The 1,645-nt window shown below is 72.7% G+C and carries 2 protein-coding genes and 1 pseudogene; 1 reads left to right on the top strand and 2 read right to left on the bottom strand.

Annotated elements, in window-relative coordinates; translation table 11 throughout:
• Nucleotides 1-97 (bottom strand): hypothetical protein (locus I5E_RS26140; protein ID WP_261974821.1); only part of this gene is annotated, 97 nt, incomplete at its 3' end.
• A 52-nt stretch (nucleotides 98-149) separates the two neighbouring features.
• Nucleotides 150-689 (bottom strand): annotated as a pseudogene (locus I5E_RS00210) (OB-fold nucleic acid binding domain-containing protein); the annotation flags it as partial.
• A 99-nt stretch (nucleotides 690-788) separates the two neighbouring features.
• Here I5E_RS00210 and I5E_RS00205 point away from each other — a divergent pair.
• Nucleotides 789-1,352 (top strand): RsmD family RNA methyltransferase, encoded by a 564-nt coding sequence (locus I5E_RS00205; protein WP_031260807.1) that lies wholly within the window; start codon nucleotides 789-791, stop codon nucleotides 1,350-1,352.
• The last annotated feature ends 293 nt before the right edge of the window (nucleotides 1,353-1,645 follow it).

Here is a 1,645-nt window from a genome sequence, read left to right as displayed (position 1 = left end):
GGCGCTCGGACGTCCACTGCGCCTCGACCTGCATCGACGCGGGGAAGTCCGAGCTGCCGATCGCCCGGACCTTGCCGCTGCGGACCAGGTCGGTCAGTGCGGACAGGGTCTCCTCGAGGTCGACCGTGTCGTCGGGTCGGTGCGCCTGGTGACGTCGCCGGGTAGATCGGGATCGGCTGGCGCGACCACCGGATGGCTTCTTCCGACTCGGGGTCGGCGGTCGCCCGGGGGTCGTCGCGGTCGAAGAGCTCGTAGTCGGGGTGGGCGAGCTGGCGGGCACCCCGGTAGTCGCCGACCTTGCCCGAGAAGATCCCGCGCGCGCCCGGCACGAGGTCCTTCGTGCGCCAGCCCTGGTTGAAGAACGTGAGCGTGAGGAGCCCCTTGCCGTCGCCGATCTTCGCTTCGAGGATCGAGCCGCGACGAGCACGCATGGTGCGTTCCCGGACGTCGACGACCTCGGCCACGATCGTCACCGACTCGCCGATCGCGAGCGAGTCGAGCGCCGTCAGCGCACCGCGTTCGGCGTAGCGCCGGGGCGCGTGCTCGAGGAACTCGCCGACGGTGCGGTACCCGAACGCCTTCTCGATCGCACCCGCGGTCCGGCCGCCGAGGACGTTCGCGAGCCGCGCGTCGAGCGGGGCGGGGCCGAGGTCCGGCACCGCGTCGTCGGTCGTCGTTCCGGTCGTCACCACACGTCAACGGTACCCGGCGGCACCGACGCGATCCGCGCCTCCCGGACCACCTGTGGAGAACTCATGGAGCGTCCGGCGGCCCGCTACGGTGGCAGCATGACCCGCATCATCGCCGGTGCCGCCGGCTCCACGACGCTCCGGGTGCCGAAGTCCGGCACCCGACCGACGAGCGACCGCGTGCGCGAGGCACTGTTCTCCTCGCTCGAGGCACGTGGGCTCGTCGACGACACGTCGGTGGCGGACCTGTACGCCGGCACGGGGGCCCTCGGGCTCGAGGCCGCGTCGCGCGGTGCGGTCGAGGTCGTGCTGGTCGACCGGGCGTCGGCGGCGGCCGAGGCCTGCCGGGCGAACGCCAAGGCCGTGCAGCGGCGGGTCCCGGGCGTGCGGATCGACGTGCAGCCGCAGCCCGTCCTCGGGTACCTGCGCGGGACCGTCCGGACCTTCGACCTCGTGTTCATCGACCCGCCGTACGACGTCACCGAGCACGAGCTCGCCGAGGTCCTCGAGACGCTCGTGCCCCGGCTGACGGCAGCCGCGGTCGTGGTCGTCGAGCGGAGCAAGCGCTCCCCCGAGCCGACGTGGCCCGCGGGGCTCGAGGCCTTCAGCAAGCGCAGCTACGGCGAGACCGTCGCGTGGGAGGCCGTGGTGGCCGCCGCCTGACGCAGGTGCGGCCTCGGGGGTTCGCTGGTGGCGCGCCCGCTGTGGTGCGACTTCGTCGTCGTCGTACGACGTCGGTGATGTCGCATGCCCGCGCTCGCAACAGTTGCACGCGCGCAACGACGACTTCGCCGTCGTCGTACGACATCGGTGATGTCGCACGCCCGCGCTCGCAACAGTTGCACGCGCGCAGCGACGACTTCGTCGTCGTCGTACGACGTCGGTGATGTCGCAAGCCCGCAGCCCCGGACACACACGCCGGACGACGCGCGTGCCACGCCGCTCAGCCGGGGCGC

Origin of the sequence: Curtobacterium sp. B18 (assembly GCF_000333375.1) — a bacterium.
Taxonomy (GTDB): domain Bacteria; phylum Actinomycetota; class Actinomycetes; order Actinomycetales; family Microbacteriaceae; genus Curtobacterium.
The sequence above is the reverse complement of the archived record's forward strand: the minus strand, read 5'-3'. Positions and strand labels throughout refer to the sequence as shown.